The following is a 17,616-nucleotide window of genomic DNA, read 5'->3' as shown; positions in this document are numbered from 1 at the left end:
CGTACTATTTTAGTCATCAAAGTTAAAACGGAATATCGTCGTCGATATCGTCCACCGGTGCCGGTGCCGGGCGATTTTCTTGGCGGCGCGGGGCAGCGGGCGGTGCCGCTGCAGGCGCGGGGGCGTTGTAGGATTGGGACTGGCCGTAATCACCGCCTTGCGGCTCTTGATAATTGCCGCCACCGGCATTATCACTCTTGCTGCCGAGCATTTTCATTTCGTTGCCGATAATCTCGTAGGCGGTGCGCTCTACGCCGTCTTTACCGGTGTATTTGCGGCTCTGAATACGCCCTTCGATGTACACCAAACCGCCCTTGCGCAAATACTGCCCGGCAATTTCGCCCAGTTTGCGGTAAAGGGTGATGTTGTGCCATTCGGTGCGGGTTTGGCGGTTGCCGTCGCGGTCTTTCCATTGCTCGTCGGTGGCGATGGAAAAATTGGCCACGGCTTCGCCGTTGGGCATATAGCGCACTTCCGGGTCGCGGCCAAGACGGCCGACCAAAATTACTTTATTTACAGACATCAATCACACTCCCATAATCAGTTTTTCTGCGACTTCACGGTCGAAGCCTTGCTGTAATGCTTTAATATACACGGTTTGGCCGTCAGCACTAATGCTCACCGCCTGCACGGCAGCCAGTTGCAATAGGGCAGACTGTAACCCGTCTTCGCGCCCCTGCCAAGCGGCGCCCACGGCAAACATCAGGTTGCGCACCGGCTGCGGTGCCGGGGCGGTGGCCGCCAGCAGCAGCCAGCACAACATCAAGCCGCTGCAAAACACAAACACGCCGTTGGTGCCGAAATGCTGCCAAATCAAGCCGCCGGCAGCACCGCCCACAAACAGGCCAATCGATTGGGCGGTATTGTACACCCCCATCGCCGTACCTTTGAGCCGCGTGGGCGCAATTTTCGACACCATCGATGGCAGGGTGGCTTCCAAAATATTAAAGCCGATAAAATACAACACCATCCACGCCAACACCGCCCACAGCGATGCCAATCCGGCAGCCAAACCCAGCTGCGCCAGTGCAATGGCGGCAATGCCGGCCACAAATACGGTTTTCAAGCGGTTGCGGGTTTCGCCGTAGATAATCGCCGGCACCATCAACACCAAGCCCACCATGGTGGCGGGCAGGTAAATATGCCAGTGCGCCGATTTGGCCAAGCCCAAATGCACCAACATAAACGGCAAGGCCACAAATAAGGCCATTTGCGCCGCGTGCAAGGCAAAAATGCCGAAATTCAGCCGCAGCAGCTGGCGGTTGCGCAGCACCGTGCCCAGCTCGCCGCGCTGCACTTCGGCATCTTCATGCAGTTTGCTGTGCACCGGATCGGGCACCATAAAGCGCACCACCAGCATCGACAACACCGTGAGCACGCCAGTGAGCACAAAAATGCCCGGCACGCCGATCCAGTGGTTAAACAGCGGCGCCAAGACCAGGCTTACCGAAAAGGTGACACCGATGCTCAAGCCAATCATGGCCATGGCGCGGGTGCGCACTTCTTCGCGGGTTAAGTCGGCCAGCAGCGCGGTCACCGCCGCACTCACCGCGCCTGCGCCCTGCACTGCCCGCGCCAACACCAGCATTTCCAAACTGGTGGCCATGGCGGCCATAAAGCTGCCAAACGCAAACACCGCCAAGCCCAGATAAATCACTTTTTTGCGCCCGAAGCGGTCGGACGCCATGCCCAGCGGCAATTGCAGCAAGGCTTGGGTTAAGCCGTACATGCCCATGGCCAAGCCGATTAGTGCCGGTTTATTCTCGGCACCGGGCAGGCCGGCGGCATACAGCGCCAACACCGGCAACATCAAAAACATGCCCAGCATACGCAGGGCATAAATGGCCGATAAAGCCACGCTGGCGCGCATTTCCGCGGCCTGCATGGTGGTGGTATTGTGTTTTGACATAAAGTTTATTCAGATTAATACGGCTTCAGGCAGCCTTGCCCGCTTATTTTTTATTACATCATCGCCGATAGAAGTCGTTATAAGTCGGATTTTTGCATCCAACCTACGCATTGCTATTATTTCAGGCAGCCTTAGCTTATTTTTTTAACTCCACTGCCAGCGCCGCTGCCACGCGCCAATCACCGCATCGCTGTACACCGAGCGGCCAAGGCTGCCGTTGTAGCGCGCCAGCGCCCGGGTCATATTGCCGCGCTCCAGATTGCGGTAGTGGCGCAAGATGGTGCAGCCGTAGCGCAAATTGGTGCGCACATCAAATAGGTTGTGCTCGGGGGTGCCGATGTGGCGCTGCCAAAACGGCATCACCTGCATCAGCCCGCGCGCGCCCACGGCGGAAATGGCGTATTGGCGAAACGCGCTTTCCACTTCAATCAGCCCCAAAATCAACTGCGTATCCAGCCCGGCACGAGCCGATTCGTAGTGGATATTGGTGAGCAACCGTTTGCGGCCATATTCATCGGCCACAAAACGCGCCAGCCGCAACGACATTTCATTCAGCCAGCGCTGGCCTTCGGCAGCACTGGCAAATACCAGCCGCGGCGGGTTGACATTATTCACCGCCTGGCGCATCACCGAAGCCACGTCATCCGACAGGGTTTCTTCACGCTGCGCCCCGGCCACAGCCCAAGACGGCACCAGCGCCAAGGCCGAAGCCGCCAGCAGTTGGCGGCGTTTTAAATTAATTTGCAAAGACATTCCGTGCGTTTCACCACATCAATAACACTGCAACACCAGCCAACAGCGCTCAAACGCTTTGGCGGCTAAATCTTGCTGCCGTATCCACAGATACAGCCGCCCGCTGTCGCCCCACATCATACCGCAATGTGCTTCTTCACTATCGATTTGCAGCAGCAATACCCAATCGCCGGCACCGGCTTCCAACTCAGCGCGGCGCGGGTCTTCGTAGCCACTGCTGTTGCCGCAATAAAGGCCGTGGCTCACCAATTGGCATTCCAGCTCCATATCACCTTGAATATTGTCGGAATGCCCCAAGAGCTTGTGAAACGGCTCCGGCTGTTCACCTCGCCAATACCACCAAGCGTCGTTTTCGTCGTCATCCATCGCATAGTCGCGCATCAGGAAACTATAAGGATCTGGCAGCTCGGTACGGCTGCCAAAGCGCAGCGCGGCGGCTGAAAAACGACAGTATTCCGCCAAATCCGCCGGCGCCGTGCGGCGTTGCAAAGCGGCGTTATCACCGGCGTAATAGGCTACCTGAAAGCCGCTTTTGTGTTGCGGATCATAGCCCCACGGCTGCTCTTCGGCTTCGTAAAACAAATACAATATGCCGCTTTCAGGCAGCTTGTTGTCGGCATCAAAGGGTTTGGCTTCGGCAAAATTGATTTGCGCAATCAAGGCCATCGGCTTATCGCCCGCATACGGCCACGCCATATCGTCGGGCAAATCCGGCTCGCCGCCCAAGCGGCTGGCACCCACGGCCATCGCTTCAGCGGGCACTGCTGTCAATGTAATGGCTTGGCGCGCAAACGGTGCCGCAGCTTGGGCATAGTTTTGCAGGCCGTGCGCGGCCAAGTGTTGCATTAAGGCTTGTTTATCCATAACAGGCTTCGTTTCAGGGTTCACTGCATTCCGACTTGATGTTGAACAACTGCGCACGAAACGCGCGTTGCACTGCCTGATGGTCGCGTTCACTTTGCTCGCTCTGCACGCCCGGCTGTAAATGGTTGGCACAATTGTGCCATTGCCGCCAAGCATCGCGGCTGTTGGGAGCGGCAGCCAATTGCTGCCATTGGCTGGTGCACACTTGGCGTGCGGGGGCAAATTGCTGCAATACACGCATGTCGCCTGCACTTAGGGCGCGTGCTTCCACCAGCGCCAAATCGTAAAAGAAACGGCTTTGTGCCGCTTTTTGCCGCCGCAGTTTTTCCAACTCGGGCGAAGGCGGCAAGGTGAGCTGCTGCAAGCGTTGCAAATGGGCTTCGTAAACCCGGCGTACTTTGTCAACGCCATCCGTGGCGCGCACATCGGCCAGGCTGTTGAATTGGTAGATTAATGTAACCGCATCGTTCAACTGCCGCGCCGATACCTGCTGCGGGCGGTAATGGCCTTGGTAGTCGCACAGCTCATCTTGCCAAGTGAATACGGCGCTGGCCGGTGCGGCGGCCTGTTTGGATGGTGTAGCACAGGCGACCAAGCCCAGCAATAAAGTGTAGACGGCTTGGCGCAATAGGGTTGGTGGGATTTTAGTTATCATAACGCACTGTCCAAGCCACGGTTTCGCCCGCCCGCATCGGCACCAGTTTTTCGTGGCCGTAGGCGATGCTGCTCATGATGGTTTGCGGCTGTTTAAGCAAAGTAATCGTGTCGCTGTTTTCAGGCAGCCCATAAAAACGGGCGCCGTTTTTTGAAGCAAACGCTTCGAGTTTGTCCAGCGCACCGGCGCGTTCAAAAATTTCGGCATAAAGCTCGATGGCGGCATGGGCGCTGAACATGCCCGCGCAACCGCAGGCGTTTTCTTTGGCGTGCTGGGCATGGGGAGCGCTGTCGGTGCCGAGAAAGAATTTGTGCGCTTTGTCGCCGGTTACCGCGGCCACCAAGGCGCGGCGGTGGTTTTCGCGTTTCAGCACCGGCAGGCAATAGTGGTGCGGGCGGATACCGCCCACCAATAAGTCGTTGCGGTTGAGCAGCAAATGCTGCGGGGTAACGCTGGCGGCCACATTGTTACCCGCAGCCATCACCAACTGCGCCGCTTCGGCGGTGGTGATGTGTTCGAATACCACTTTCAAATCCGGCACTTGCGCCAACACTGGCTGCAAGATGCGTTCGATAAACACCGCTTCGCGGTCAAAAATATCGATTTCGGGGTCGGTTACTTCACCGTGCACCAAAAACAGCAGTTGTTGCGCCGCCATTTCCTGCAATACCGGCAGCAGTTTGAATAAATCGGTAACGCCGGAGTCGGAATTGGTGGTGGCACCGGCCGGATAAAGTTTAAACGCCACAATCCCTGCCGCTTTGGCCTCGCGCACCAGCGCGGGCGTGGTTTTGTCGGTGAGGTACAGCGTCATCAAGGGCTGGAAACGACTGCCTGCGGGCAAGGCGGCTTGAATGCGCTGTTGGTAAGCCAAGGCATCCGCCACGCTCACCACCGGCGGTTTTAAGTTGGGCATAATCACCGCACGCCCCATTTGGCGGGCGGTAAACGGCAATACCGCACGCAGCGCATCGCCATCGCGCAGGTGCAGGTGCATATCATCGGGGCGGATTAGGGTGAGGGTTTGCATGGCGTTTGGCTTTATCAAAATGAGGCGGGAATGGATTAAAAGGCTGCCTGAAACAAATTATTTTTGTTTCAGGCAGCGTTATATCAATTCTAAAAGATAAGATAACAAGGCGGAACTGATTTACTTGGTGCTTCAGCACCCTAGTAAATCGTTCTCTTTGAGTTGAGCCGCAGACAGTACGAATAGTACGACAAGGCGAGCCAACGCAGTTAGGTTATTTTTTAGGATTGATATTAGGCTTTATTTATGCTGCACCACCAACACAAACACACCACTTTCCAGCGCATCAGCGGCCAGCAACACATGGCCGGTTTGGCGGCAAAAGGCGGCAAAATCGTCGGGCGCGGCGGCATCGGTGGCCAGCACTTGCAGCACCTGCCCCGCATTCATTAGCGCCAATGCTTTTTTGGCTTTTAAAATCGGCAACGGGCATTTCAGCCCGGTCACATCCAGCGTTTGATCAATGTTTGTAGCGGCCACCACGGCTCCCGAGTTCAATCGTGCTTAACTGGCCGATTATACGCCACGCCACCGGCGCGCGCCAAACACATGCACCGCCAGCCCGGCCATCACCACCGCCACACCAAGCCAATGCCAATGGTTTAATTGCTCGTTGAGCAGCAGCCGCGCCACCACCAACGCAATCACCGGCACCAACAAGGCCAAAGGGGTGATTTTGCTGGCCGGATGGCGCGACAACAAACCGCCCCAGCCCACATAGCCCACCAAAGTGGCCACATAGGCCAAAAACAACACCCCCGCCCAGCCGCGCCAGCTCATGTGGCTGATTTGCTGCCACACACCTTCGGCGCCAAACTGCCACAACGCCACCAGCGTAAACGGAATCAGCGTAAACACATTACCCCACACCACCAAACTTAAGGGATTCACCCGCCCGATGCGCTTCACCACAATATTGCCCAAGGCCCACGAAAACGCCGCACACAACACCAACATCAGCCCCGCCAGCGGCATCGCCCCGCTGTATTGGCCCACACCAATCAACAGCAAGCCCGCTGCCGCAATCACAATCGCCAGCAAATGATTGGGCTTCACCGGCTCATGCAGCAATAAGGCCGCAATCAACACGGTAAAAAACACCTGCGCCTGCACCAGCAAGGCCGCCAGCCCGGTGGGCATGCCCACGCTCAAAGCGGTAAACATAAAGCCGAATTGGCCAAAGCTGATGGTGGTGCCATAAGCCGCCAGCCAATACCAGCGCACCGGCGGACGGCGGATAAGCAGCACGGCAGGCAGCAGCACACACACAAAACGCAGCATCCCCAGCACCATGGGCGACACTTCATGCAGCGCCAGCTTCATAAAATAAAAATTCACGCCCCACACCACAATCACGGCCAGGGCGATTAAGCTGTCTTTGATGTCCATATCCACTTCTGAAAATAGTGTATAGCCCGGCAACCCAAGGCTGCCTGAACCCAAACATACCATTTTGGCAAAAATAATTGATGCATCTTAACACGGCCACCGCCACGCCTGCGCTTGAAACCCGCCTGCCGCGCCCTTATTTGCCCTGCATTGCCAACGCCTCATCTATACAAAGGAACAACCATGCAACAATTCGACGGCACCACCATTGTGTCGGTACGCCGGGGCGAAAATGTCGCCATCGGCGGCGACGGCCAAGTAACGCTGGGCAACACCATCATCAAAGGCAGCGCCCGCAAAGTGCGCAAGCTCTACAACAACCAAGTGCTGGCCGGTTTTGCCGGCGGCACCGCCGATGCGTTCACCTTGATTGAGCTGTTTGAAAGCAAGCTGCAAAAACACCAAGGCAAGCTGATGGTAGCCGCCATTGAGCTGGCCAAAGAATGGCGCACCGACCGCGCCTTGCGCCGCCTGGAAGCCATGCTGATTGTGGCCGACAAAGCCAACACCTTGGTCATCACCGGCAACGGCGACGTACTGGAGCCTGAGCAAAGCATTGCCGCCATCGGCTCCGGCGGCGCCTTCGCCCAGTCTGCCGCACGCGCACTGATGGAAAACACCGAGCTGCCGCCCGAAGTGGTGGTGAAAAAAGCGCTGGAAATCGCCGGTGATATCTGCATCTACACCAATCAACACCACACCATCGAAACTTTATAACTGAAATGATGTATTCGCATGAAAATACAGTCATTTATTAAGCTATTTGCGCTTATACAGGCTACCTGAACGCGTAATCCGTGCAGCCTTTCCCTTGGCGCAGCCGAACGAAACGTGGTTTTGGCGGAAATAAGGGCGGTCCGGAGCGCAGCGACTCGCGAGCGCCGCCAAAAGCATGTGCAGTGAGGGAAGTTTGGCGTAGCCAAACCTGCAACCGGGGTCGCCTTTCTTTTGCTTACTTTGCTTTGGCGAAGCAAAGAAAAGTAAGTGGCCGCGCGGCCATGAAGCGCAAAGTAAAACGATATAGAAACGAATATTTAAAATACAGCTCGTTTTTAAAATAACTCGTTTTCTCTAAACTGCTTGTCAATGGATTGCCGAATCAAGTTCGGCAATGACAAATCTACATTTCAGGCAGCCTTAACAGGTACAAAAACACAACTTCATTAGTTTATAACCATTACTCAAACAACCTGGTATAACAGATTGCCTAACCAGCAACAAGGACACCCCCATGAGCACCTCCGTAATGACCCCGCAAGAAATCGTTCACGAGCTGGATAAACACATTATCGGCCAAGACAAAGCCAAACGCGCCGTGGCCGTGGCACTGCGCAACCGCTACCGCCGCAGCCAAGTGGCCGAGCCGCTGCAAAACGAAATCGTGCCCAAAAACATCCTCATGATCGGCCCCACCGGCGTGGGCAAAACCGAAATCGCCCGCCGCTTGGCACGGCTAGCCAATGCGCCGTTTATCAAAATTGAAGCCACCAAATTCACCGAAGTAGGCTATGTTGGCCGCGATGTCGACAGCATCGTGCGCGACCTGATGGAAATGGCACTCAAAAATATCCGCGAGCAATCCATCAGCAAAAACCGCGACCGCGCCCAAGACGCCGCCGAAAACCGCATTCTCGATGCCCTCTTACCGCCGCCACGCCAAGCAGGCTTTGCCGAAGAGCCGACCGAAGCCGCACCGGAAAACAGCACCCGCCAAAAATTCCGCCAAATGCTGCGCCGTGGCGAGCTGGACAATAAAGAAGTAGACGTTGAAGTGGCCGCCACCCCCGCCGCCGGCATGTCGATTATGGGGCCGCCGGGGATGGAAGACTTCACCAACCAATTGCAAGACATGTTTGCCGGTATGGGCAAAGGCAAAACCAAATCGCAGCGCATGAAAGTGGCCGACGCCATGAAGCTGCTGCTAGACGAAGAAGCGGCCAAGCTGGTAAACGACGACGACTTGCGCGTACAAGCCGTGGCCGCTGTAGAGCAGCACGGCATCGTGTTTTTGGATGAAATCGACAAAATCGCCACCGACAGCAGCCGCCACGGCGGCGATGTTTCGCGCCAAGGCGTACAGCGCGACTTATTGCCGCTGGTGGAAGGCACCACCGTGCAAACCAAATACGGCATGATTAAAACCGACCACATCCTGTTTATCGCCTCCGGTGCCTTCCACTTAAGCAAGCCCAGCGACCTGATTCCCGAATTGCAAGGCCGCTTCCCCATCCGCGTGGAATTGGACAACCTGAGCGTAGACGACTTTAAAGCCATCCTCACTGGCACCGACGCCAACCTCACCTGCCAATACCAAGCGCTGCTCGATACCGATGGCGTAAACCTGCAATTCACCGACGACGGCATCGCCCGCTTGGCCGAAATCGCCTATCAGGTGAACGAGAAAACCGAAAACATCGGCGCGCGCCGCCTGCACACCGTGCTGGAAAAACTGCTCGAAGACGTCTCCTTCCACGCCCCGCAAGGCGATACATTGATTAACGCCGACTACGTCAACCAGCGCCTGCAAGACATTGCCGAACACGAAGATTTGGCGCGTTATGTGCTGTAAATAACGTTTCAGGCAGCCTGAAGGTTTTGCAAAATTCCGCCCATGTCGCACCCGCGTAGGCGGGTGCCCAGTGCAAAGCAGCGCTTTGCTTGTTATCAACAAAATAAACTATTGATAAAAAATGAAAATAAAATTTTTCTTTGTGCAAACCCGCTGAAGCCGTGCTTCAGACTGGGCTCCTGCCTACGCAGGAGCGACAAATATGAATTTTACCCAAGCCTTAAGCTGAGTATTTAAGGCTGCCTGAAAACCCCAAGCCCACACAGGAAACACCCCATGGCACACGATATACTGTTTACCCCGCTGCAAGTTGGCAATACCGAGCTGCAAAACCGCATTTTAATGGCGCCGCTCACCCGCCTGCGCGCCACCGAGCCGGACGATATTCCCTCGCCGCTGGCCGCCGAATACTATGCCCAACGCGCCAGCGCCGGGCTAATCATCACCGAAGCCACCCAAGTATCCTACCAAGCCAAAGGCTATGCCGGCGCCCCCGGCCTGCACACCGATGAACAACAAGCCGCTTGGACTGAAATCGTACAAGCCGTGCACGCACGCGGCGGCAAAATCGCAGTGCAATTGTGGCACACCGGCTTGGTGTCGCACCAAAGCCTGCAACCCGGCGGCCAAGCGCCGATTTCCGCCTCTGCCGCGGCCATCGACGCGCGCACCTCTTTGCGCGATGAACAAGGCCGCACCATCCGCGCCGCCACCAGCCCCGCCCGCGCCGCCAGCCTGGCCGACATCCAACAAGTGATTGCCGACTACGCCGCTGCCACCGCCCGCGCCCGTGCCGCCGGTTTCGACTTTATCGAAATCCACGGCGCCCACGGCTATTTGCTCAGCCAATTTTGGGCCGCTGCCATCAACCAGCGCCAAGACGAATACGGCGGCAGCCGCGAAAACCGCGCCCGGCTGATGCTAAACGTGCTCGACGCCTGCATCAGCGCGTGGGATCGCCAACATGTTGGCATCCGCCTGTCGCCCTTGGGCGCCTTCAACAGCGTGGATTTCGGCTACGAAGAAGAAGACAGCCTATGGCTGATGGCACAAATCAACCAACGCGCTCCGGCGTTTTTGCACCTGTCCGAGCCGGATTGGGCCGGCGGCCTTCCCTACAGCCAACATTTCCGCCAGCGCATCCGCCAAACCTTTAACGGCCCCATCTTTGCTGCCGGTGCTTACGATGCCACCAAGGCCGAGCAATTGATTGGCGAGCACCTTATCGACGCCGCCGCCTTCGGCCGCGCCTATATCGCCAACCCCGACTTGCCCGAGCGCATCGCCCAAAACGCACCGCTCAACGCCGTAGACAACGCCACAACTTACGGCGGCGGTGCCGCAGGTTATACCGATTATCCTAGCCCGTAATCTTCAACGGTCAAATTAAAAGATTGAAATACTTAGCCTCTGTCATGTGTTTTGGGGTCTGTTTACAATTTTTTTGTAACGAATTTTGGAGGTGTCCTGAAAAGTATGCTGCCTAATTTTTAATCATCAAACATAACCATTATTTATACCATTTAAAATAAATAATCTATAATAAAGCCCATTCACAAGCCACCAGCGAACAGAGCTTGTCTTTTTCTGCAACCAACGCATTCCACGCAGCACAGCCGGCCTCTACAATCTGCCCATAGCCCTTATAGCAACGGTTGGATAAAGAGGTTTGCTTCAGCTGCCGCCATATCCGTTCTATAGGGTTTAATTCCGGTGAATACGGCGGCAGTTTCAATATCGATATGTTTTTCAGTTCGCTGACATCCTGATGCCAACCCGCACCGTCCATCACACCACAGCATGCCGGCCTTCGGGGGTTTCTTTCGATATTTGCCGTAAATGCAGCAGCATCGCCTCTTTGTTCACACTAGGCATCACCAAAGCCGCTGTTGTTCCGGTTCTCAAGCACACTGCACCAAAGATATAAACGTAGTTAGATTATTTTGAGAATTGGTATCAGCTCACCAGTTTCACCATTTTTGGCTTGATACGCCAAGGCTCGCCCTATAAATAGATTTTATTTTTATAAAAATGGGATTCAGACTTTTAAAATCTGAATCCCATTTCTCAAATCACTATTTACAGGCCTAATTACTTACAAGCCCATTTGTGAGAGAGCATCAACCATAGACTTATCCAGTGATAAAGGAGTATTGGCATAAATGATTTTACCATCATGCTTCACCTCGCCCAGAATAGGAATAAAATCTTGGTTATTTACATTATCACCATTGCGTATCATTTTCCCCAATTGAACAAACACCTTACCTGCATCCAACGGGCTCCAAATATACCCACCTGTAATAACTCCTTCATGAACTAGCTCTTTACCTTGTGTTGCAGAGAATAAACCCACAATGACTAATTTGCCTGCCATATTATTTGACTTAGCCGCCTGTGCAGCACCAATTGGTCCTTGGCTGCCAAAACTCATCACTGCCGTCAAGTCCGGATACTCATGAATAAGTTTTGCTGTGGCTTTCTCACTTTCAATAGCTGATTCCGCCACACCCAATCTGGCACCTGCTTGAGTCATGTTAGGACATGCTTTTTTAAGATAATCAATGGTTGCATCTGCCCATTGATTATGCGCCGGTGTCGTTAAATCACCAACATATACAGCATATTTACCTTTACAACCAGTGGTTTTCTCAACCAATGAACCATAACTATTTCCGAATGACTGCGTACTAATCATTTCAAAATTCGTATCAATATTGACAGATTTTGGTGATTCATGCGTAATCACCGTTATGCCTTTTTCTCTGGCTTTTTTAAACACAGTTTCAAGAGCAGGCGCATCATTGGGCACTACACCAATAACGGAAACATTTCGAGCAATTAAATCCTCAATAATCTTAATTTGACTTTGTGGATTCGTGTCTTTAGGATTAACCATAAAGGCATCAACACCCAGCTCTTTCGCCTGTTGCAAAACACCCTGTTCCATTGCATTAAACCAAGGAATACCTCCAATTTTACCGACTACCGCCATGGTTAGAGGAGTACCGCTGCCCTTATTTGTGTTCTGCGTTACCTGAGTCAAAGAAATTGGCTTAGCCTGAGCTAACATTTGCTCAGTCACTAACTGATAGGGAACCAAAATAGTTTGATATTCAATGCGGTAATCCATACCTACCATAGGTTGGCGCTGCCCAATGAGATTCTTAGCAACCCTTATAGATGTCAATGCCTGCTCATGTACATTGTTATAAACTGTTCCTGCCAAATCACCAGATTTAACCAAACCGAGGCCTTGAAGTGTCGCATCAATTCCGAAAACTGGTAATGATAGATTACGGCTTTTTAAAGCCATCAATGCACCAACCGCCATGCTGTCATCATTGGATAATATAACCTCAATTTCATCAGACTCAGGCAATTCAAGCCATCGTGATACAAGCAAATTGGCAACGTTGGTATTCGATACACCCGAATCTAGAAAAATCTGTTGAACCGGCGTCGCCAATTCCGGGTAGCTTTGAATGGTACTTACTGACCATTTAGTTCTAGCTTTTGTACTCGGATTATCTTTTGCCCCCGTAAGCATGGCAAATTGAATTTTTCCATCTTTATTTTTATCCCATTGTGGATTGACTTTCCATTTGCTTAAAACATCCAAACCTTGCAAAACCCCTGCTTGAACGGGATCGCCGTCAATAAAGTAAGCTTTATCATAAGAGCGTAATACTTCTGGATTAGGGCTACGGTTAAAAAAGATAACGGGCAAATTTGCAGCTTTGGCTTTCTGAATAACTGCTGCCGCTTGTGTGGTATCTACTAAATTAATAATCAATGCTTTAGTACCACTGCTAATCATGTCATCTATGCCGTTCATCTGCACTTGCTGATTATCTTGTGCATCGCTGATGATGAATTTTGTTTCCGGATATTGTTTGGCATAACCTTGGAATGCACTGGCAAACTCAGCGTTTTCGTTGGTATTGCTAACCGAAACACCAATAACGGCAGCTTCTTTATCAATATTGGCCAATGCTATTGTTTGCGAATCCTGCATACTTTGCCCACACCCCAGTAATACAAATAATGCGGAGCAGAATAAAAAAAACTTTAACTTCATAAGTAATCCTTTAAACAAGCAATTGGGAAACCTCATTAATACCAAACCCATTTTTGAAAATTACGGCAATCCGGCAGGTGTTTTAATTTAGCCACACTCTGGATTTTACGTTTGCCCCTACATCTGCAGGCAGAGGGATTTGCTTGGTTATTTATTTAATACTAAATAATTTTAGTACCCCAACTTTTAAAAATATAAATAGTTGTCAAATCTGGTTAAAGTAGATAAGCTTACATGTATATTCCTTAATCATACGCTACTAACAAACGGATTGACAAGCAATGAGAAAAGAAAACAAAGTACCCAAAAAGCAGGCATCCTTGGCAGATAAAAAATCAATTAAACAATCCAATCGTTTTTATACCAAAATTGATTTTGAAAAATATCGTGCAATCATCATATCCGTAGTGGTTTTTTTATTTTTCGATATCGCAGTTTTAGGGTTGAATTACTACTATTCTTATAAGGTTGAACAATCTGCGGTAGAAATCAATATTGCTTCACGACAAACCAATCTAATGCAGCAAATTTCTAAAAATCTAAGTGACATCAACCTATTGGCACAACGAGATTTCTCACAAGACGGTTCAGTGGATGTAACCGCACTTAAAGCCGAAACCTATCAACAATTCAATGAATTGACTCATGCCAAAGACTTATTCGGCAACACGTTAACTGTATTTGATCAAGGCGGGTCTATAGCAGACGCCTCAGGTAATCAAGTACAAATCGGTGCCATTGACATCGCTTCGGCACAAAAAAATGTTGCACTTACCAAAGAATTATGGGCACCTTTTCTAGGCTTGATGGACAACTTTACTACCGGCTACAAAAATAACAATTTACAATTAGACAATATTCAATTTGCTGCAGACTATGCCCGTATTTACAACAGCCGTATTTCAGGTGAAATGACCAGCTTAGCAACTGCATTAGGTCAGCGTGCGCAAAACCAAGCCAACTTTGTGCGTTTGGTTCAGGTTGTCGGTATTGTATTCGCATTGGCCATCTTTTTATTCATCGTATTTCGTGCTTTAAGACAATTATTTCAAGCAGACTCTGCGTTGGCTGATGCCCGCCAAGAAACCGAAGAAATCATGGCCACCATCAATGAAGGCCTGTTTTTGGTGGCACCGGATTTAACCATCGGCAGCCAATATTCGTCTCAATTAGAAAACATTATCGGCCAACGCGATTTGGGCGGTAAAAACTTTGCCGATGTGTTGGCTCAATTTGTGCCGAAAGAAGACTTGGAAATCACCCAAACCTTTATCGAACAGCTCTATAGCGACTGGGTAGTGGAAGATTTGATTGAAGACCTCAACCCGCTGCACCGCATCCGTGCCGATATTGACGACCCCAATAGCGGCTTGACCACCAAATACCTCGACTTCAAATTTTCACGGGTTTACCGTGGTGATAAGATTGAGCGGGTGCTGGTGAGCGTGAGCGATACGTCGCAATCGGTATTGCTGCAACGCAATCTGGAAGAGCAGCGCGAACAAAGCGATCGTGAAATTGAAATGCTCAGCACCGTAATCAATGCAGATCCGGCCATTTTGCACGACTTTATCACCGGCTCACAGCAACGGATTCAGGTAATTAACGAAACCCTCAAACGCCCGGAGCAAAATCAGCGCGCAATGCAGGAAAAAGCCCGCTATATTGCCCGCGAAATCCACAGCTTAAAAGGTGAATCTTCGGCCATGAACCTGCACCGCATGGTGAATACCTGTGAGATTTTTGAAGATGAGCTACGCCAATTACGCAAAAAATCCACCCTCACCGGCCAAGACTTTATCGGCTTGGCAGTGTTACTGGAAGATTTGTATAAGTTAACAGACGTATTGGCAGGCTACAGCAAGCGCGTGGGCAATACCTTTAACCGGCCTGTAAGCAAGCCCGGCCACAATAGCAACACACCACAAAGTGGCTCACGCGAGCAATATTTCCGCAATTTTGCCGCCGATATTGGCCGCAGAAACCATAAGCAGATTGAAATGTCTTGCGTCGGCCTAGATGATGGTATCTTAAGCACCGCACAGCAAAACTCGATTAAAGACATTGTGATCCAACTGTTGCGCAATGCCATTGTGCACGGCATTGAAACCCCGGAAATACGCCAACAGCGCGGCAAAGCAGCGCAAGGCAAGGTGTCGCTGTCACTCAGCCGCAATGCCGATAACACCGTAACCCTGATTGCCGAAGACGACGGCAACGGCATCAATTTTGATGCTATCCGCCTGAAAGCCGCGGCCAGCGGCCAATTCAGTGCGGCCCAAGCCAATAATCTGAGCAAACAGCAATTATTGGGATTGATGTTCAGCTCCGGCTTTTCAACGGCCAATGAAACCAGTGAGGATGCAGGCAAAGGCGTGGGCATGGATATTATTAAAACCACTGTACACGAACTGGGCGGCAAGCTGAAAGTCAGCTCATCGGCCGAAGAATACACCCGCTTCAGCATTATTTTGCCGCAAGCAACAAAATCCTAAAGTAAATCTAAAAATAAATTAATGAAAGTATTTTCACATGTTTAAGTTAATGATTGTTGACGACTCCAATATTATCCGCAACCGCATTGAGCGCTGCTTGCAAGAGCAGCCAATTGACGTGGTGGCCACCGCCACCAATGGCGAAGAAGCCATTGAATTATTTAAAAAGCACCAACCTGATTTGGTTACCATGGATTTAACCATGCCCAAAGTAGACGGCTTGGAGTGCATCAAAGCCATCCGCGCCATCAATGCCGGTGCCAATATTTTGGTGGTATCGGCACTGTCGGATCGGGTAACCGGCCTAAAAGCCATCCAATATGGTGCCCGAGGTTTTATCTGCAAGCCGTTTACCGATGAACAATTAACATTGGCTTTGGGTAAATTGATGCAGAAAAGCCGCAGCTGAACCAGAATGATGTGGCTTATAGGCAAGGCTGCCTGAAATACTTCAGGCAGCCTTGATTATATATTTCACATCTATATTTCATAATTTCATACCAATTCTAATACCAATTCTACAAAATAAGATAACAAGGTGGCGAGCCGAAGACAGTACAAGTAGTACGGCAAGGCGAGCCAACGCAGTTAGGTTATTTTGTAGAATTGGTATAAAAAATAAGATAACAAGGCGGAGCTGATTTACTTGGTGCTTCAGCGCCGTAGTAAATCGCTCTCTTTGAGCTGAGCCACAGACAGTACACCTAGTACGAAACAGAGTTTGTTGGCGCTTTAGCGCCTTACAAAGTCGTTCGCTTTGCGCTAAGGCGAGCCAACGCAGTTAGGTTATTTTTTAGAATTGGTATCACATCGTTTTTATCGTCCCTTTCCAATACACGAAGGCACACTTAATGCAAACGCCGATCAGCCCCACACACTGGCCCTACCCCTTATGGATTGCCCATCGCGGCGGCGGCACGCTGGCGCCGGAAAACACCTTGGCTGCGTTTGTCATTGGCCATCAGCACGGCTTTCGCATGGCCGAATTTGATGTCAAGCTCAGTGCCGACAACATCGCCCTGCTGCTGCACGACGACGACTTACCACGCACCGCCGGGCGCAACGGCATCGCCAAAGAAATGAGCGCGGCAGAACTTACTGCAGTAGATGTAAGCGTGGGCCATCCACCCTTTGCCGGCACCACCATTCCCACCTTGGCGCACATTGCCGACTTCTGTCTAAGCCACGGCATGGCCGCCAATATCGAAATCAAGCCCTGCATCGGGCGCGATGCCGAAACCGCCGAATTGGTGGGCGCAGCCGCCAATCAATTGTGGCAAGATGCTGCTTTGCCGCCGTTGTTTTCTTCTTTTTCCACCGTGGCTTTGGCCGCGCTTCAGGCAGCCTTTCCCCATAGCCGACGCGGCTTGTTGATTGAAGAATGGCCTGCCGACCACGAATCTTTGCTGGCACAACTGCAAACACTCGACTGCATGGCTCTGCATGTGCCCGACAGCGGCACCGATGCCGAACGCATCGCTTTTTTTCAGGCAGCCGGTTATGCGGTGCTGGTGTGGACTGTAAACGATATGGCGCGCGCGCAACAACTGATTGATTGGGGCGTGAACGGCGTGATTACCGACGCCGTAGACCGCGTTTTCAGCGCGCAGCCATAATCCGCGTGGGTTTCACGATCACATTGGCGGCATTTTAAGCGCAAACGGCATGCCGAATGAATGCGGATACCGCAATGCGATATTCATCAAATTGACATATTGTTGTTGCAAAATACCCGGCTGTGGTTGACCAGACAACAATAAACCCGTTTTAATGCCTAGGCTTTCGCTGTTGTTTCCCAGCCATCCGCAAGCCAACCGGGCACCAAGCCCACAAACCAACACCGCCACGGCTTTTGCGCTTGCGGCCAGCAT

General features: G+C 51.8%; 17 protein-coding genes. 6 read left to right on the top strand and 11 right to left on the bottom strand.

Going from position 1 to position 17,616, the window contains the following annotated elements; translation table 11 throughout:
* Positions 1 to 22: 22 nt before the first annotated feature.
* The 8 genes from JQU52_RS07050 to JQU52_RS07015 all read right to left on the bottom strand — a co-directional run bounded on the left by JQU52_RS07050 (position 23) and on the right by JQU52_RS07015 (position 6,600).
* Positions 23 to 523 (bottom strand): single-stranded DNA-binding protein, encoded by a 501-nt coding sequence (locus tag JQU52_RS07050; protein ID WP_230340407.1) that lies wholly within the window; start codon positions 521 to 523, stop codon positions 23 to 25.
* Positions 524 to 526: 3 nt separating this feature from the next.
* Positions 527 to 1,909: an MFS transporter gene (locus JQU52_RS07045; RefSeq protein ID WP_230340406.1), complete on the bottom strand. Its 1,383-nt coding sequence runs from the start codon at positions 1,907 to 1,909 to the stop codon at positions 527 to 529.
* A 144-nt stretch (positions 1,910 to 2,053) separates the two neighbouring features.
* A complete protein-coding gene (locus tag JQU52_RS07040) occupies positions 2,054 to 2,662 on the bottom strand; it encodes a lytic transglycosylase domain-containing protein (RefSeq protein WP_230340405.1) in 609 nt (202 codons plus the stop codon).
* Between the two features lie 18 nt (positions 2,663 to 2,680).
* On the bottom strand, positions 2,681 to 3,526 hold the full coding sequence (locus tag JQU52_RS07035; protein WP_230340404.1) for a YwqG family protein: 846 nt from the start codon (positions 3,524 to 3,526) through the stop codon (positions 2,681 to 2,683).
* A gap of 13 nt (positions 3,527 to 3,539) precedes the next feature.
* Positions 3,540 to 4,181 carry a hypothetical protein gene (locus JQU52_RS07030; protein ID WP_230340403.1) on the bottom strand — a complete coding sequence of 214 codons (642 nt, stop codon included), beginning with the start codon at positions 4,179 to 4,181 and terminating at the stop codon, positions 3,540 to 3,542.
* Positions 4,171 to 5,211, bottom strand: a complete 1,041-nt coding sequence (pyrC, locus tag JQU52_RS07025; protein ID WP_230340402.1) for a dihydroorotase — start codon at positions 5,209 to 5,211, stop codon at positions 4,171 to 4,173. Before pyrC ends, JQU52_RS07030 begins: the two co-directional genes overlap by 11 nt.
* Before the next feature lie 240 nt (positions 5,212 to 5,451).
* Complete coding sequence (locus JQU52_RS07020; protein WP_230340541.1) at positions 5,452 to 5,676, bottom strand: sulfurtransferase TusA family protein; 225 nt, start codon at positions 5,674 to 5,676, stop codon at positions 5,452 to 5,454.
* Positions 5,677 to 5,727: 51 nt separating this feature from the next.
* Complete coding sequence (locus JQU52_RS07015) at positions 5,728 to 6,600, bottom strand: EamA family transporter (RefSeq protein WP_230340401.1); 873 nt, start codon at positions 6,598 to 6,600, stop codon at positions 5,728 to 5,730.
* 183 nt (positions 6,601 to 6,783) lie between these two features.
* Here JQU52_RS07015 and hslV point away from each other — a divergent pair, with 183 nt between their 5' ends.
* The 3 genes from hslV to nemA all read left to right on the top strand — a co-directional run bounded on the left by hslV (position 6,784) and on the right by nemA (position 10,540).
* The gene (gene hslV, locus JQU52_RS07010) at positions 6,784 to 7,317 is read left to right on the top strand and encodes an ATP-dependent protease subunit HslV (RefSeq protein WP_230340400.1); all 534 of its coding nucleotides are present in this window, start codon (positions 6,784 to 6,786) and stop codon (positions 7,315 to 7,317) included.
* Positions 7,318 to 7,831: 514 nt separating this feature from the next.
* The gene (gene hslU, locus JQU52_RS07005) at positions 7,832 to 9,169 is read left to right on the top strand and encodes an ATP-dependent protease ATPase subunit HslU (RefSeq protein ID WP_230340399.1); all 1,338 of its coding nucleotides are present in this window, start codon (positions 7,832 to 7,834) and stop codon (positions 9,167 to 9,169) included.
* Between the two features lie 276 nt (positions 9,170 to 9,445).
* A complete protein-coding gene (gene nemA, locus JQU52_RS07000) occupies positions 9,446 to 10,540 on the top strand; it encodes an N-ethylmaleimide reductase (RefSeq protein ID WP_230340398.1) in 1,095 nt (364 codons plus the stop codon).
* Between the two features lie 166 nt (positions 10,541 to 10,706).
* Here nemA and JQU52_RS06995 read toward each other — a convergent pair whose 3' ends face one another.
* Together JQU52_RS06995 and JQU52_RS06990 are read right to left on the bottom strand one after the other, a co-directional pair.
* Positions 10,707 to 10,961 (bottom strand): transposase, encoded by a 255-nt coding sequence (locus JQU52_RS06995; protein ID WP_328301308.1) that lies wholly within the window; start codon positions 10,959 to 10,961, stop codon positions 10,707 to 10,709.
* 303 nt (positions 10,962 to 11,264) lie between these two features.
* Positions 11,265 to 13,250, bottom strand: a complete 1,986-nt coding sequence (locus JQU52_RS06990) for a substrate-binding domain-containing protein (RefSeq protein ID WP_230340397.1) — start codon at positions 13,248 to 13,250, stop codon at positions 11,265 to 11,267.
* 518 nt (positions 13,251 to 13,768) lie between these two features.
* Here JQU52_RS06990 and JQU52_RS06985 point away from each other — a divergent pair.
* From JQU52_RS06985 to ugpQ, 3 genes are all read left to right on the top strand, one after another.
* A complete protein-coding gene (locus JQU52_RS06985; protein ID WP_230340396.1) occupies positions 13,769 to 15,745 on the top strand; it encodes an ATP-binding protein in 1,977 nt (658 codons plus the stop codon).
* 37 nt (positions 15,746 to 15,782) lie between these two features.
* Complete coding sequence (locus tag JQU52_RS06980; protein WP_230340395.1) at positions 15,783 to 16,154, top strand: response regulator; 372 nt, start codon at positions 15,783 to 15,785, stop codon at positions 16,152 to 16,154.
* 442 nt (positions 16,155 to 16,596) lie between these two features.
* A complete protein-coding gene (gene ugpQ / locus JQU52_RS06975) occupies positions 16,597 to 17,361 on the top strand; it encodes a glycerophosphodiester phosphodiesterase (RefSeq protein WP_230340394.1) in 765 nt (254 codons plus the stop codon).
* A gap of 18 nt (positions 17,362 to 17,379) precedes the next feature.
* On the opposite strand, the gene JQU52_RS06970 is transcribed toward ugpQ, so the two are convergent.
* Positions 17,380 to 17,616 (bottom strand): hypothetical protein, encoded by a 237-nt coding sequence (locus JQU52_RS06970; RefSeq protein ID WP_230340393.1) that lies wholly within the window; start codon positions 17,614 to 17,616, stop codon positions 17,380 to 17,382.

Source organism: Paralysiella testudinis (assembly GCF_016894345.1).
GTDB classification, from domain to species: Bacteria; Pseudomonadota; Gammaproteobacteria; order Burkholderiales; family Neisseriaceae; genus Paralysiella; species Paralysiella testudinis.
The sequence above is the reverse complement of the archived record's forward strand: the minus strand, read 5'-3'. Positions and strand labels throughout refer to the sequence as shown.

What these genes read in the sequence shown, in the direction of transcription:
- JQU52_RS07050 (WP_230340407.1), bottom strand. Translation starts at nt 523, where the DNA reads ATGTCTGTAAATAAAGTAATTTTGGTCGGCCGTCTTGGCCGCGACCCG.
- JQU52_RS07045 (WP_230340406.1), bottom strand. Translation starts at nt 1,909, where the DNA reads ATGTCAAAACACAATACCACCACCATGCAGGCCGCGGAAATGCGCGCC.
- JQU52_RS07040 (WP_230340405.1), bottom strand. Translation starts at nt 2,662, where the DNA reads ATGTCTTTGCAAATTAATTTAAAACGCCGCCAACTGCTGGCGGCTTCG.
- JQU52_RS07035 (WP_230340404.1), bottom strand. Translation starts at nt 3,526, where the DNA reads ATGGATAAACAAGCCTTAATGCAACACTTGGCCGCGCACGGCCTGCAA.
- JQU52_RS07030 (WP_230340403.1), bottom strand. Translation starts at nt 4,181, where the DNA reads ATGATAACTAAAATCCCACCAACCCTATTGCGCCAAGCCGTCTACACT.
- pyrC (WP_230340402.1), bottom strand. Translation starts at nt 5,211, where the DNA reads ATGCAAACCCTCACCCTAATCCGCCCCGATGATATGCACCTGCACCTG.
- JQU52_RS07015 (WP_230340401.1), bottom strand. Translation starts at nt 6,600, where the DNA reads ATGGACATCAAAGACAGCTTAATCGCCCTGGCCGTGATTGTGGTGTGG.
- hslV (WP_230340400.1), top strand. Translation starts at nt 6,784, where the DNA reads ATGCAACAATTCGACGGCACCACCATTGTGTCGGTACGCCGGGGCGAA.
- hslU (WP_230340399.1), top strand. Translation starts at nt 7,832, where the DNA reads ATGAGCACCTCCGTAATGACCCCGCAAGAAATCGTTCACGAGCTGGAT.
- nemA (WP_230340398.1), top strand. Translation starts at nt 9,446, where the DNA reads ATGGCACACGATATACTGTTTACCCCGCTGCAAGTTGGCAATACCGAG.
- JQU52_RS06990 (WP_230340397.1), bottom strand. Translation starts at nt 13,250, where the DNA reads ATGAAGTTAAAGTTTTTTTTATTCTGCTCCGCATTATTTGTATTACTG.
- JQU52_RS06985 (WP_230340396.1), top strand. Translation starts at nt 13,769, where the DNA reads ATGCAGCAAATTTCTAAAAATCTAAGTGACATCAACCTATTGGCACAA.
- JQU52_RS06980 (WP_230340395.1), top strand. Translation starts at nt 15,783, where the DNA reads ATGTTTAAGTTAATGATTGTTGACGACTCCAATATTATCCGCAACCGC.
- ugpQ (WP_230340394.1), top strand. Translation starts at nt 16,597, where the DNA reads ATGCAAACGCCGATCAGCCCCACACACTGGCCCTACCCCTTATGGATT.
- JQU52_RS06970 (WP_230340393.1), bottom strand. Translation starts at nt 17,616, where the DNA reads ATGCTGGCCGCAAGCGCAAAAGCCGTGGCGGTGTTGGTTTGTGGGCTT.